The organism is Clostridium sp. JN-1 (genome assembly GCF_003718715.1).
GTDB lineage: Bacteria > Bacillota > Clostridia > Clostridiales > Clostridiaceae > Clostridium_AV.
This window is the reverse complement of sequence record NZ_CP033465.1, coordinates 1020758-1034837: the sequence shown is the minus strand read 5'-3', so window position 1 is coordinate 1034837 and position 14080 is coordinate 1020758. Positions and strand designations below refer to the sequence as shown.

12 protein-coding genes and 1 pseudogene are annotated in these 14080 nt (G+C 31.3%); all 13 read right to left on the bottom strand.

The features are described 5' to 3' along the window. Positions 1–20: 20 nt before the first annotated feature. The gene (locus EBB51_RS05045; protein WP_190285335.1) at positions 21–419 is read right to left on the bottom strand and encodes a chemotaxis protein CheW; all 399 of its coding nucleotides are present in this window, start codon (positions 417–419) and stop codon (positions 21–23) included. An 83-nt stretch (positions 420–502) separates the two neighbouring features. Next, on the bottom strand, positions 503–862 hold the full coding sequence (locus EBB51_RS05040; RefSeq protein ID WP_123053456.1) for a response regulator: 360 nt from the start codon (positions 860–862) through the stop codon (positions 503–505). Positions 863–896: 34 nt separating this feature from the next. Next, positions 897–1496, bottom strand: a complete 600-nt coding sequence (locus EBB51_RS05035) for a chemotaxis protein CheC (RefSeq protein WP_123053455.1) — start codon at positions 1494–1496, stop codon at positions 897–899. Between the two features lie 13 nt (positions 1497–1509). Further along, a complete protein-coding gene (locus tag EBB51_RS05030) occupies positions 1510–3549 on the bottom strand; it encodes a chemotaxis protein CheA (protein WP_123053454.1) in 2040 nt (679 codons plus the stop codon). Positions 3550–3562: 13 nt separating this feature from the next. Continuing rightward, positions 3563–4330, bottom strand: a complete 768-nt coding sequence (locus EBB51_RS05025) for a protein-glutamate O-methyltransferase CheR (RefSeq protein ID WP_123053453.1) — start codon at positions 4328–4330, stop codon at positions 3563–3565. Positions 4331–4336: 6 nt separating this feature from the next. Further along, a pseudogene (locus tag EBB51_RS05020) lies at positions 4337–4924 on the bottom strand (CheB methylesterase domain-containing protein); the annotation flags it as partial. A 77-nt stretch (positions 4925–5001) separates the two neighbouring features. Next, the gene (locus tag EBB51_RS05015) at positions 5002–5490 is read right to left on the bottom strand and encodes a chemotaxis protein CheD (RefSeq protein ID WP_123053451.1); all 489 of its coding nucleotides are present in this window, start codon (positions 5488–5490) and stop codon (positions 5002–5004) included. A 36-nt stretch (positions 5491–5526) separates the two neighbouring features. After that, positions 5527–5973, bottom strand: a complete 447-nt coding sequence (locus tag EBB51_RS05010) for a chemotaxis protein CheW (RefSeq protein WP_123053450.1) — start codon at positions 5971–5973, stop codon at positions 5527–5529. Between the two features lie 139 nt (positions 5974–6112). Further along, positions 6113–8041, bottom strand: a complete 1929-nt coding sequence (locus EBB51_RS05005) for a flagellar assembly protein A (RefSeq protein WP_123053449.1) — start codon at positions 8039–8041, stop codon at positions 6113–6115. Between the two features lie 75 nt (positions 8042–8116). Further along, entirely contained in the window at positions 8117–8941 is an 825-nt protein-coding gene (locus EBB51_RS05000) for an aminotransferase class IV (RefSeq protein ID WP_123053448.1), read from the bottom strand. A 37-nt stretch (positions 8942–8978) separates the two neighbouring features. Next, the gene (locus EBB51_RS04995) at positions 8979–9620 is read right to left on the bottom strand and encodes an HAD-IB family hydrolase (protein WP_123053447.1); all 642 of its coding nucleotides are present in this window, start codon (positions 9618–9620) and stop codon (positions 8979–8981) included. Positions 9621–9691: 71 nt separating this feature from the next. Next, on the bottom strand, positions 9692–10048 hold the full coding sequence (locus EBB51_RS04990) for a DUF1292 domain-containing protein (protein WP_123053446.1): 357 nt from the start codon (positions 10046–10048) through the stop codon (positions 9692–9694). Between the two features lie 138 nt (positions 10049–10186). After that, positions 10187–13696, bottom strand: a complete 3510-nt coding sequence (nifJ, locus tag EBB51_RS04985) for a pyruvate:ferredoxin (flavodoxin) oxidoreductase (RefSeq protein WP_123053445.1) — start codon at positions 13694–13696, stop codon at positions 10187–10189. Between the last annotated feature and the right edge of the window lie 384 nt (positions 13697–14080).

Here is a 14080-nt window from a genome sequence, read left to right as displayed (position 1 = left end):
CCTCATTTCTAAACAAAATTCTAATTTGAAAGAAGTTTATCTATATCTATTAAAGTAATTATTCTATCTTTAAAGTTTATAACTCCTTGTATATATCCTTTTTTTGTGTCACCAATCTTCTCCAGTAAATTTTCATCTATATCTAAAACTTCGTCTACTTGATCCACAAGTATACCTACTGACTCATCATCCATATCAAGTATTATTATATTACTTTGTTCTTGTTCAGACTTTGGAACATCTAGAAGAAGATTTACATCTAAAAGTGATATTATATTTCCCCTTAAATTGATAAGTCCTTTTATATAAGCTGGTGCCTTTGGTACTTTAGTTATTTCCATGGCATCATTTATAGCTTGTACTTTAGATGTTTCTACTGCAAATTGTTCACTATTTAATTTAAATACAACTACTTGCAATTCAAATACCTCCATTGTCATAAATTTAAAAATAATTGGGAATTGAAACTAAAAAATTATTTACAATTCCCCTTAGGATGAACTTATCCTAAAACTTTTTTTATTGCTTCTAAAACTCTATCAGGCTGGAACGGTTTAACAATAAAGTCTCTTGCTCCTGCTTTTATGGCATCCATAACCATAGTTTGCTGGCCCATAGCAGAACACATTACTATTTTTGCTGCTGGATCAAGAGCTTTTATAGCTTTTACAGCTTCTATACCATCCATATCAGGCATAGTTATGTCCATAGTTACTATGTCTGGTTTTTCTTTCTTATATAACTCTACGGCCTTTGCGCCGTTATTTGCTTCTCCTACAACCTCATATCCGTTTTTCTCTAGTATATCCTTTATCATCATTCTCATAAAAGCAGCATCATCAACAATTAATATCTTTGCCATTTTCTTCCCTCCAAAATTATTTACTCGTAGTCTTTTATTGTAATCCCAATGCATTTAACATTTTTTCAAGTGATCCCGGCATTGGTATATAATAAAAATGCCCACTTATTGCAGCACTATTTTGCTCAAATACCGTTTCTATATCAAGTACATAGTCATCAAATTGACCTGATTCTATAAAGGTCGTAGATAATATTGCACCTAACATGTCATAAGTTACAGCCGGTACAGAAGGCATTATACAAAGCCCCGTAAATTTGGCTATAGCATTCATATAAGAACTGGATATTATATTTCCTATCTCGCATATTACAGAATTGCCCATTTCACTTAAATAATCTTCTTTTTGTCCTGTAAGAGTTTCTACCAAATTTAGTGCTATATCTTTTTCAAATATAAACAATATGTTTCCAGGAGTATCTCCTAAAACTCTAACTATTACACCTACGACTATTTCGTCTCCTCCAATGCTTGAAAAAATATCGTCAAAAGGTACAACATTAACAGAAGGTACTGTCATATCCACCTTTTTATTTATAAGTTGTGACAATGAAGTTGCAGCATTACCTGTACCTATGTTTCCTATTTCTCTAAGTGCATCCAATTGAAATGGAGTAAGATTTTGATAAGTCATTTTATTTACCCCCTTATACCAAAGCAGCAACATCTAATATCAAAGTTACAAGTCCATCTCCAAGTATTGTTGCTCCTATATATTCCTTTAAAGTCTGGAGTGTCTTACCAAGAGGTTTTATTACTATTTCCTTTTGTCCAAACAATCCATCTACTATAAGTCCTATAGTTTTTTCTCCAACTTTTACTATTACTATATAATTCTTATCAGTATCTACTCTTTCTACCCCAAGTTTATTGTTAAGTCTTATAAGCGGTATAACACTATCATTATATATTATGACTTCCTTATTATTAGTCATTTTAACTAAATCATCAGTATAGTCAATGACTCTGTCTATGTAACCTAAAGATATTGCCATAGTTTCTGTTCCAACTTTTACAAGCAGTGCTTGGATTATTTGAAGTGTAAGAGGAAGTCTTATTATAAATGAAGATCCCTTATCCTTTTCACTAATTACATCCAAGGTTCCGCCGAGTGCAGATATTTTAGTTTTTACTACATCCATACCTACTCCTCTTCCTGATATATCAGTAACTTCTTCATTTGTACTAAAACCCTGCATAAGTATAAGATTTTTTATATCAGATTCAGACATTCCTTCTGTATTTATTCCACTCTTTTCAGCTTTAGCCCTTACCTTATCAACATCTATTCCGCCGCCGTCATCTTCAACTTTTATAACAGCTTTTGTTCCCTCTTGGTATGCAATAAGTTTTATTTTTCCAACTGGATCTTTTCCCTTTGCAATTCTTTCATCTTTAGATTTCTCTATACCATGATCTGCAGCATTTCTTATCAAATGTATTAAAGGATCTCCTATTTCATCTATAACTGTTCTGTCAAGTTCTGTATCAGCTCCTTGAATTATAAGTTCCATTTCTTTATCAAGTTCTACCGAAAGATCTCTTACCATCCTTGGGAACCTATTAAAGACTGTATCTAACGGTAACATTCTTATTTTCATAACTAAATCCTGGAGATCCGAAGTAGTTCTTGCAACTTGCTCCAAAGTTTCATTTAATTCATTTAATTTATAATTACTGCTTATCTGTTCCAGCCTTGTCCTATGTATGACCAATTCGGATACCATATTCATGAATTTATCCAATCTCTCAAGATCTACCCTAACAGATTGATGTATCTTCTTATGAGTTTCTTTTTTTGAAGATTTCTTTGACTTAACTTTAACACTTTTTTTCTCTTCTTTTTTAGGTGCAGCCTTTTTCTCCACATCCAAATTATTTGAACGTTCTTCTATCTTTTTCATCTGCTCTGCTTTTATATTTACATTATCGATTACTACTTCGTCTACTTCAGATATATTTACTAAAATATTATATACATCTTTCGAATTTTTTGTAGTTAAGAAAACCAATTTTATTTCAAAGTCGAAGTTTTCATTTTCTATGTCATCAGTTCCCGGTATAGATTTTATTATCTCTCCACATTCTTCTAGATCTTTAAATATTAAAAAAGCTCTTGCTGATTTTAAAAGAGTACCTTCATTTAAAACTATCTTTATTTGGTAAGCATTAAATCCCTTATCTTTTGCTTGTTTTACAACATTTATATCATATTCATTTAATTCTATAAATGCTCCATTTTCTGCTTGCTTTTGAACTGCTATTTTTTCACTTTCATCTTTATCTGCAGTATTATCACTATTTTCAGCATTAGATGCAATCTCTTCAAGATTACTTATTATATCTTCAATTGGAACTTTTTCATCTACCCCCTCTGATATATTATCTACCATTTGCTCTAAGGTATCTAAACATTTAAACAAAACTGTAACAACGTTTTGAGTAACTTTAAGTTTTCCATCTCTAAATTCAGAAAGAACATCTTCCATCTTATGGGTAAGCTCTGCCATTTCAGTATATCCCATAGTAGCTGCCATTCCCTTTATAGTATGGGCAACTCTAAATATTTCATTTAATTTATCTATATTATCTGGTTCTTGTTCAAGTTGAAGTAATGAATCATTAAGTATTTGTAGATTATCCATAGATTCTTCCAAAAACAAGGACAGATACTGTGATGTATCCATTTATATTCCCTCCTTATAACTTCTTATATATAAACGTAGAAGCTTTTTCAAAACCATAATCTTTGTAATTATAAATACTTTCAGTAGCTCCTACAAATAATAATCCACCTTTTTTGAGCGATTGATTAAATTTTCTATATATCTTATCCTTTACGTCTTGATTAAAGTATATTACTACATTTCTACAAACAATTAAATCAAAATTTTTTTCATAATTGTCAAGTATTAAGTCATGCTTTTTAAATGTAACCATATTTTTTATTTTATTATCTACAATATATTTATCGTCAATTACCTTAAAATACTTACTCAAATATTCTTGTTTTACGTTTTTCACTTCAGATTGTACATATTCTGCCTTTTTAGCCCTTTCAAGAATAGTAAGATCTATATCTGTAGCTAATATTCTATGTTTTCTCATGGGTGTAAGTTCATCCAAATACATAGCTATAGAATATGGTTCTGCTCCTATAGAACAAGCTGCACTCCATATATTAAGTGAATTATTTTTGCTTAATAAATCACTTTTTAATTTATCTTTTAATGTATCAAATATCTCTGGATTTCTAAAAAACTCTGAAACATTTATAGTTATAAAGTCCAAAAACTTCTGTCTTTGTGACTCATCCCTCTTTAAAAGGGCTATATACTCTTCTACAGAGTTAACTCCAACCCTTGACATTAAACTTTTTATTCTTCTATGCAGCTGATTTGATTTATAGGCAGATAAATTTATACCAAATTCTCTTAATGCCCACTGCTCAAAATATGCCATGTCCATAAAATTTTACCTCCTGTATCCAGACACTAATCTCACTATTTGATAAGGTATCTCTTGTATTGGTAATACCATATCAACTTTTCCAGTTTCATATGCTGCTTTTGGCATTCCATATATGGTACACGTAGATTTATCTTCTGATATGGTTATTCCTCCATTTTCCTTTATTTGTACAGTTCCCTGTGCTCCATCTCTTCCCATACCGGTTAAAACTACACTTAATATATTCGACTTATAAACTTTGGAGGCTGATATAAATAATTTATCTACAGCTGGTCGAACCCCCCATATGGCAGGTTCAGTATTTAAGTGTATTCTATTATCTAAACCAACTTCCATATGAAAACCACCTGGGGCTACATACACTATATTTTTTTGTATGTACATTTTATCCTGGGCTTCAATAACTTTCATTTTACTATTGCTATTGAGTCTTTCAGCAAAAGCTTTAGTGAATCCAACAGGCATATGCTGTACTACAAACACAGGTACCTCTAAATCTTGAGGCAAATTTGTAATAACCGTATAGAGAGCCCTAGGTCCCCCAGTAGAAGCTCCTATTACTACTGCATCAATTTTCTTTCCCGTTAAAGTTGAATCATCTACTGCAATAACTCTTAATTTATTCAAAGTATTATCACTCCAATTTAATTTAGTATAACTTAATTGCATTAGATTTCTTTGATATTCACGCCAACTGTTTTTATCTGTACAGAACCATCTTCTGTACTAAAAACCATAGTTCTACCTTTATTTCCTCCAGTATCTTCTCCTATAATAGCAATCGAATACTTCTTCAATACACTTTTTACAGCTTTGCTATTTCTATTTCCAATATCCATTATCATACTTTTATCAGAAAAGTTAAACATTGATGCTCCTCCAGCTATTTTAGCTTTTAAGTTTATTTTAGAAGCTCCTAACTTTTCTAACTTTTCTATTAAAAGAGGGACTGCTAAATCTGCAAATTTTAAAGGATTAGTAATTTTATTAAACTGTGTACTATCAGGAAGCATTATATGGGCAAGTCCACCTAAATTCTTTCTGCTGTCATATAAAGCTATACCTATACAAGAACCAAGACCAACTGTTATTATCTTATCTGGCGAAACTGCAGTATTCATATCTGCAATTCCAACTCTAATTTCTTTTACATCCATAGTACGCACCCTTCGTTCCTATTTAAATAAGGTTTTCTAAATAAGTTCTTTTTCCTCCTTTGTTAAGATTGTACCTAAATTTAAAAGTATAATTATCTTATCTTTTAATTTTATCAACCCTTTTAAGTACCTTTTTGAAATTCCCGCTGCTATCTCTGGTGGATCTTCTATATCATCTACATTTATATCTTTAACTTCAGATACTAAATCTACTATTATTCCTATTTTGTTTTCATCTTGTTTTGTAACTATGATTTTTGCTTCACTAGTATTTAAATTGCTTTGTATTTTAAATCTCTTCGTCAGTGATATTATCGATATTATATTCCCTTGATAATTTATAACTCCTTCTACAAAATCCGGCGAATCCGGGAGTTTAGTTGGCTCTTCATATCCTAATATCCTTTCAACTTCCATAATATCTGCAGCATAGTATTGACCATTTATATTAAAAATTAATACTTTTAACTCTTTATTTTCCATTTACTTCATTCCTCCTTAACCACAGCATAAATTTTTCCTCTCATTTATATTTTCATTATATAATAGATTTTGTCATTTTGTACATTTTTTTTAACAGAGTACAAATTCACCTATCATATTTAAAATTATTTTCTACAATTTACAACACAAATTTGTCTACTTGTATATCACCTTTATCATTTAAATATACATGTATACTTTTACTTGGCACATCTAAAATGTATTCCCTTGTTCCAACTACAAATGCAGTATTTTGATATGCTTCGTCAGCCCATATATTGCCACCCTTTTCAACCTTAAGTTTAGTAGTAACACCTGCAGTACTTCCAACAACTCTGCATTTGATTTCTTTCCTAGCTTTAAGAATTCCGCCCCTTGCAGCGCTTCTCTCTTGTATAAAATCTATTCTGCCATTTGCATCAATTTTCGAAATGTATTCACCCTTTCCGCCAATGATTACATCTCCTGAACTGCTTATATTAGAATCTTGACAATACGATATACTTATATTAACAGGTATAGAAAGTGATTTTTTTAAAAATGATATCTTTTCTTCTATACAATCTACTATCAAATTGAGCTCATTATAATTTTTTATGTTTATAGGTGATATACCTAATAATTTACCGCGGAGCATTTCAATTAAGTCTTGTCCTTCAAAATCACTTTCATTGATTTTCAAGTTTACTATTATACTCATGCATATCCTAGGCATAGTCTTAAACTTATTTTCAATTAATACTTTTATTATTTGTCCATCTTTTTTATCTTTTCCAAGCAGCTTATATTTTTTTATCTCTTCAACAGCTAAAATTAAAGCTTTCAAAAGATCTTTTAATGCTGTCATATCCTTAATACACTTTATTCTGTTTACATCCTCGCCGCCGGCAAATATTTTAGAAGCTATTACATTTCCCTTTATATCTATATTTCCCTTTGCTTTGATATTTGCTCTATCAACATCTTTCCCTATAGTAAGTGAGTTTCCGCACTCTACTACCATTCCTTCCATAACTGATCCGCATATATTTATATCTCCTATAAATTTTATGTTTCCAGTTTTTAAGTCTACATCCGCTGCTACTTCATGAAGTTTATATACATAGAATGTACTGCCTTTTGTGCAGGGTTTGCCATCTATTGCTGCTTCAATAGTATTACCCCTTATAATGCATCCATTTCCCGCAGCCAATTTTAATGTCTTCTTAGGCTTTACCTCAATTATTTTGCCTGTAACATCCTTTCCGCAAGTTCCATCTTTTCCATCATGTTTTACTGCAATGACATCACCTTTTTTCACAGCTTCTATAGAACCTATGCTTTTAAAATCTATATTTCCAAGTTTATCTTCTTTTAATTTCTTTATACTTTCATCAATTTTAAATTTTATCTCTATGAAGTCATCCACTGAATCTATTTTTGGGGTCCCCTCTGCTAGTAAACAATTTTGACATGTTCCATGTATAAACTTTTCTAAATTTTCTTCTATTATGCCGTAATTTACATTATTTTTAGATAGTTCTTGTTTTATTTCATCTGCAGTGTATTTAGGAGGATCTCTTCTTGACTCCTTTTCTCTTTCAAGAACCAAAGTACTTCTGTCATCTTTATCCTTTAGTTTATAAGTTATCTTTGGTCTATATTCAAGGTTAGCATATACCTTCATGTGATCTTTTGAAGTTGTAATCTTTAGCTTTCTATATGCCTCTTCTTCTTTAATCTTTACTTCTATATCATTTTTTTCGTATACTTCTGCCTCCTTACTAGCTTCCATGCCATCTATTGTAACTTTAATATTATTACCTATAACTATACATGCTGGATTTCCACCACTTTTAGGATCACGTACAATTAATTTCCCGTTAACAACCTTAGAAGATCCATCACAAATATTTGGAGATATTTTGGGCTCACCGCTATCGACTTCAATTTCAACAACCTTTTTTTTAAAGAAAGACTTCTTATGTTCAATTACTTGGTATTTTAAATCTTTCTCATTTATACCCAAATCTCTGCAAGCTTCATCAATACATCCGCGTATTGTAGCTCCCTCATAAATCTTTTTCATAGTCTTATGCCCCCTTAAAATTTATATAAAAGCTGAGTTTAGACTAGTTAAATTTATTAAACATGCCAATTTACTTTAAGCTAAATCATTATTCATTTCTTCATCATATGCTCTCATGATCTTTAATACTATTTCATTTTGTGGGGATTTAAATTCAATTTTATCTACTTTAGATATAGGTAAAACCTTAGGAGATGTACCTGAGATAAAAAGTGCATCTAAATCTTTAACTTGAGTACAGTTAATCTTTTTTTCTACAACTTGAATGTTTAGTTTATTACATATTTCAATTATAGTTTGCCTTGTAGTTCCAGGCAGCACTGCTTCAATCGGTGCAGTTATAACTTTGTCTCCTTTTACCATGAAAATGTTTGATTTGCTTCCTTCGGTTATGTCTCCATTTCTATCTAAAAGTATGGCTTCAAAAGCATGTTTATCTCCTATTTCCTTATTTACAAGTTCCCTAAAGCCAGTATTTAAAACCTTTGCATTTGGATTGTCCCTTTCAGCACGATAGAAAATTGTACTTACTCCAAACATGTACTCCTCTTTAGAAGGATAACTGTGTCTTACAAAATAAACTGCAAAGACATTTAATTTATCTAAATTTACTTCAAAGTTAAATATTAATTTGACATTTCCATTACATACTTTATTTATATCTATAAGTTTATCTATGCTCTGCTTAATTTCTTCATCTGTAAATTTAATAGTTACGTTTGTAATTTTAGCAGAATTTTTTAACCGTGCCATATGTTTTTTAAAAAATAAAGGTTTACCATCTATTATTCTTATAACTTCATACAAAGCCGTACCTTTACTTAAAATTTTTTCATCAAAGTTCTCACTTTCTTTTATATTACCATTATATATATAATAATTATTTGTACATTCACTCATTAATATCCTCTCCTTCATAATACTTTATCGTCTAAGATCATTTCCAATTTAATATTTTAATTTTATCATATGGTTTTTTATAATTTATAAGATATGGATTACCAACTAACTTAAACAGCGGCATATCAGATAGTGAATCTGAAAACATATATGAATTTTTAAAGTCTACTTCTATATTTTCTTCTTTAAGAACACTCATAAGTCTCTTAACCTTTTCTTCACCTTTACAGTTTTCTCCTATAATTTTTCTCCTGTATATTCCATGTTCACATGTAAACTTAGTACCTATAACTTTGTCAACTTCCTCTATTTTGTACAATTCATTTAGATAAAATTCTGCTGAAGCTGATATCAAATATATTTTACAGCCCTGCTTTTTTAATTTTTTCATTGTATCTATGGCATCTTTATAAAAAATTTTGCTTAATCTTTTTTCATAAAATTCTTCTACTAAACTTTTCATTTTTTTTTCTTCAATACCATCTATAAATGCTATAAAGTTTTCTTTTGCCTTTGCTGCATTAAATACTTTAAATACATAAAAAAATGCAGATACAATGCTTTTAGGTAAATGCATTATTAGTTTAGGATTTTTTGTAAGCATAAACAAATAAAACTCCGCAAGAGTTTCTCTTTTAGTTAAAGTATAATCTACATCAAATATCGCCAACTTTTCCAAAAACATCACTCCTAAAACATTCTAAAAAGAAAAGTCGATGCTATAAAGCAGCGACTTTTTTTAATTTCACATTATTTATCCGAAGTTAAATCATTATAATAAGTCGATGCTTCTTCAAACTCATCATCTTCAGGTATAACAAGTTCTCCTTCATCGCCTTCTCCCACTACTTTAAATAGATAAACTGATTCATTCTCAGGATTTTGAACTACAGCATATTCATTTTCCTTATATTGAAATCCATCTACAACTTCGCATGGAACTACATTACCATTTTCATCTTCTAGATCGACTATTAAGGATTCATGTTCTCCACATCCACATCCACAATCACATTCATCACCGTGCTCATGATTATGTTCTTCACAGCCGCAGCTTGAATCTCCACAGCCGCATCCGCTATTTTCATTTAAGTTTTCTTTATCCATTACAAGACCTCCTTATATACGTTATGTTCTAATTTTACCCTTATTCACATAATATTAAAAGTATTTTTTGCAAAATAATATTATTTATGCATTTTAAAAAGGGAGTTCTGATAAAATAGAACTCCCTTTAATGTTGTTTTACTTATTAGCAAGTTTTTTGTAACCTTCAAGTCTTTCTTGAGCATCTTTTTGAGTTTTTTCAAATAATGCTTCTGCTTGTCCTGGGAACTGCTTAGCAAGTGAAGAGTATCTTACTTCACCCATTAAGAAATCTCTAAAGTTTCCAGTTGGCTCTTTTGAATCCAATGCAAATGGATTTTTGCCTTCTGATTTTAATTCTGGGTTAAATCTATATAATGCCCAGTATCCACAGTCTACAGCTTTTTTAGATTCTAATTGGCTGCATCCCATACCTGCTTTTAAGCCGTGATTTATACATGGAGCATAGCAGATAACTAATGATGGTCCTTTGTAAGCTTCAGCTTCTTTCAAAGCTTTTAATGTTTGATTCTTGTCAGCACCCATTGATACTTGTGCTACATAAACATATCCATAGCTCATAGCCATCATACCAAGATCTTTTTTCTTAGTTTTCTTACCACTTGATGCAAATTTAGCTACTGCAGCTGCTGGAGTTGATTTTGATGATTGTCCACCAGTATTTGAGTAAACTTCTGTATCAAATACAAGAACATTTACATCTTCTCCTGATGCAAGAACATGATCTAATCCACCATATCCTATATCATAAGCCCAGCCGTCTCCACCAAATATCCATTGTGATCTCTTAACTAAGAAATCTTTATTAGTGTAGAGTTCTTCAACAGCTTTATCATTACCTTTTTCTTTTTCAAGTAAAGCTGTAAGTTTATTTGCTCTTTCTCTTGTGCCTTCGCCTTCATTTATATTACTTGTCCAATCATTTAAAGCGTCCTTTAATTCAGCACTAACTTTTCCTGATTCAACAGCTTCTTTAGCTTTATCAACTAATCTATCTCTTACTTGTTTAACTCCTAAGAACATTCCAAGACCAAATTCAGCATTATCTTCAAATAATGAGTTAGCCCATGCTGGTCCATGTCCTTCATTGTTTTTAGTATATGGCATTGCTGGTGCTGAAGCTCCCCAAATTGATGAACATCCAGTAGCATTAGCTATCATCATTCTGTCACCAAATAATTGAGTAACAATTTTAGCATATGGAGTTTCTCCACAGCCGCCGCAAGAACCTGAGAACTCTAATAGAGGTTTCTCAAATTGGCTTCCTTTAACACTAAATTTGTTCATTGGATTTGCCTTTGGTGATACTCCCATAGCATAATCCCATGCTGCAGCTTTATCAGCTTGAGTTTCAAGAGGTTTCATAACAAGAGCTTTGTCTTTAGCTGGACATACTTGAGCACAGTTTCCGCATCCTGTACAATCAAGTGGTGAAACAGCCATAGTGAATTTTAATCCCTTAGCTCCTGATGCATCTTTAGCAGCAAATCCCTTAGGTGCATTTTTAACTTCTTCTTCATTTAAAAGAACAGGTCTTATTGCTGCATGAGGGCATATAAATGAACACTGATTACATTGAATACATTTATCCATCTGCCATTCAGGAACGTTTATAGCAATTCCTCTCTTTTCATAAGCTGCTGTACCTGCTGGGAATGTACCATCTTCCATTCCTACGAAAGCACTTACTGGAAGTTTGTCTCCATCTTGTCTATTCATTGGTTGAAGAATGTTCTTTACGAATTCTGGAGCATCTACTGCAGCTGCTGCTTCAGCATCTACTGCATCTTTCCATGAATCAGGAACATTGATTTTAACAATAGCACCAACACCTTGATCTATTGCAGCGTTGTTCATGTCAACAACTTTTTGACCTTTTTTGCCGTAGTTAGTTACAACAGCCTGTTTTAAGTATTTAACAGCATCTTCTACTGGAATGATGTTTGCAATCTTGAAGAATGCAGCTTGGCATATCATGTTTACTCTTCCGCCAAGACCTATTTCTTGAGCTATTTTAACAGCATTTAATATATAGAATTCAATATTGTTATTAGCAATATATCTCTTCATTGATGCTGGTAATTTTTCTTCTACTACTTCTGGACTACAAGTAGTGTTAAGTAAGAACTTACCACCCTTCTTTAATCCTTCTAATACATTGTATTTATAAACATATGATTGTTTATGACAAGCTATAAAATCAGCTTTGTTTATTAAATATGGAGATTTAATTGGTTTCTTACCAAATCTTAAGTGAGAAACTGTTATACCGCCAGATTTTTTTGAATCATATGCAAAGTATCCTTGAGCATACATGTCTGTATGATCTCCAATGATCTTTATAGCACTCTTGTTTGCACCAACAGTACCATCTGATCCTAATCCCCAGAACTTACAAGCTGTAGTTCCTTCTGGTGTTGTATCTATATCTTCTCCTACTGGAAGTGAAGTATTAGTTACATCATCAACTATTGCAACTGTAAATCCATTCTTTGGATTATTTGATTTTAAATTTTCAAATATTGGTAAAATATGAGCTGGAACAGTATCTTTTGATCCTAATCCATATCTTCCTCCAACTATTACTGGTTGATTTTCTTTTCCATAGAATGCATTCTTAACATCTAAGTATAAAGGTTCTCCAGCTGATCCTGGTTCCTTAGTTCTATCAAGAACAGCAATCTTCTTAACTGTCTTTGGTATATATTTAAAGAAATGTTCTAATGAGAATGGTCTATATAAGTGAACTGTAAGTAGACCAACTTTTTCTCCCTTAGCTCTTAGATAATCTATTGTTTCTTCTACAACATCACATACGGAACCCATTGCTATTATCATTCTATCAGCATCTGGTGCTCCATAATAATTAAATAGATGATATTCTCTTCCAGTTAATTTAGTTATTTCTTTCATGTAATTTTCAACGATTTCTGGAAGTTTTTCATAGAATTTATTACTTACTTCTCTTTCCTGGAAGTATATATCTGGGTTTTGAGCTGTTCCTCTAGTTACTGGATGGTCTGGATTTAAACCATGTCTTCTAAATGCATTTACAGCATCCATATCAACTAATTTAGCTAACTCATCATATTCTAATACTTCTATTTTTTGAATTTCATGTGAAGTTCTAAATCCATCAAAGAAGTTAATGAATGGAACTCTTCCTTTTATTGCTGCTAGATGAGCTACTGCAGATAAATCCATAACTTGCTGTACTGAACTTTCAGCAAGAAGGGCACATCCTGTTTGTCTTGCAGCCATTACATCTTGATGATCTCCAAATATATTAAGTGAATTAGCAGCTAAAGCTCTTGCTGTTACGTGGAATACTCCAGGTAAAAGTTCTCCAGCTATTTTATAAAGATTAGGTATCATTAATAAGAAACCTTGTGATGCAGTATATGTAGTAGTTAATGCTCCTGCTTGTAATGAACCATGTACTGCACCAGCGGCACCTGCTTCTGATTGCATTTCCATAACCTTTACAGTTTGTCCAAAAATATTCTTTCTTCCTTGGGATACCCACTCATCAACGTGTTCTGCCATTGGTGATGAAGGAGTTATTGGATAAATAGCTGCTACATCAGTAAATGCATATGAAATATGTGCTGCAGCAGTGTTTCCATCCATAGTCTTCATTTTTCTCATAAAAAATTTCCCTTCTTTCTATTATATTTAAGAAAATTTATAAATAAGATTATGCAGTATTTAAGCATAATTCTTATAATCTTTTTTTGATATACTGATTTTAAAAATGACAACTTTTTCTAACTTATTTTAATAGTGTTTGCGTTTACTTAAACATGGTAAGACCTTTATACCATTCTAGGCACAAAAAACGTAAACATACACCAAAATTACTTAATATCCAAATAAATTTATCTTCTATTTTTACTATACAACAAAATTTGTTATATGTAAAACTTAATTTTAAAAGTTATAGAAAATATAAATTAATTTTGCAAAGTTTTATTGCACGTTTCTCAAAAATTGTTTAATTTAAGTCATTTAGTACCAGTAATATACACCTTA

Coding starts and splice junctions, on each gene's coding strand:
- EBB51_RS05040 (WP_123053456.1), bottom strand. CDS start 862: ATGGCAAAGATATTAATTGTTGATGATGCTGCTTTTATGAGAATGATG.
- EBB51_RS05035 (WP_123053455.1), bottom strand. CDS start 1,496: ATGACTTATCAAAATCTTACTCCATTTCAATTGGATGCACTTAGAGAA.
- EBB51_RS05030 (WP_123053454.1), bottom strand. CDS start 3,549: ATGGATACATCACAGTATCTGTCCTTGTTTTTGGAAGAATCTATGGAT.
- EBB51_RS05025 (WP_123053453.1), bottom strand. CDS start 4,330: ATGGACATGGCATATTTTGAGCAGTGGGCATTAAGAGAATTTGGTATA.
- EBB51_RS05015 (WP_123053451.1), bottom strand. CDS start 5,490: ATGGATGTAAAAGAAATTAGAGTTGGAATTGCAGATATGAATACTGCA.
- EBB51_RS05010 (WP_123053450.1), bottom strand. CDS start 5,973: ATGGAAAATAAAGAGTTAAAAGTATTAATTTTTAATATAAATGGTCAA.
- EBB51_RS05005 (WP_123053449.1), bottom strand. CDS start 8,041: ATGAAAAAGATTTATGAGGGAGCTACAATACGCGGATGTATTGATGAA.
- EBB51_RS05000 (WP_123053448.1), bottom strand. CDS start 8,941: ATGAGTGAATGTACAAATAATTATTATATATATAATGGTAATATAAAA.
- EBB51_RS04990 (WP_123053446.1), bottom strand. CDS start 10,048: ATGGATAAAGAAAACTTAAATGAAAATAGCGGATGCGGCTGTGGAGAT.
- nifJ (WP_123053445.1), bottom strand. CDS start 13,696: ATGAGAAAAATGAAGACTATGGATGGAAACACTGCTGCAGCACATATT.